The sequence below is a fragment of the Chitinophaga sp. 05T412 genome (assembly GCF_056396465.1).
In genome coordinates this window covers 1-373 of record NZ_JBFTLN010000115.1, presented here as the reverse complement: position 1 = coordinate 373, position 373 = coordinate 1, and the positions used below count along the sequence as shown (strand labels likewise).

At 76.4% G+C, this 373-nt stretch carries 1 protein-coding gene; it reads right to left on the bottom strand.

What is annotated here, in order from left to right; all coding sequences use genetic code 11:
- On the bottom strand, positions 1 to 373 hold a 373-nt coding region (locus AC1DFM_RS34930; RefSeq protein WP_477081405.1), incomplete at both ends, for a glycosyltransferase.

Genomic DNA, 373 nt, shown 5'->3' with positions numbered 1-373 from the left:
CCCCAGAGCGCGGTGCGTGGCACGGTGTGGGCCTTCAGGTCGGCGAGCGCGGCCGACGACGGCGCGAGCGTGAGGTCGGCCCACGAGTGGATCCGCCGGATCCAGCGCCAGGTCGTCGCCGCGGCCGCGGCGCCCGCAGCGCCGGGAGTGTGCTGGCGCACGTACGCGGGCATGTCGGTCTGGAAGACGGCGACGGTCGGCAGGCCGAGGCCCCGCGCTGCCGCCAGGCCACGCGCCCCGAGCACGAAGGGGCTCGCGACGTGGACGACGTCGGGAGCGAAGTCCTCGAGCACCCGCTCGATCTCGGGTGTCGGCAGCCCGACGTCGAACTGGCGCACGGGCAGCGAGGCGACGCGGTGCACCGCGGCACCGC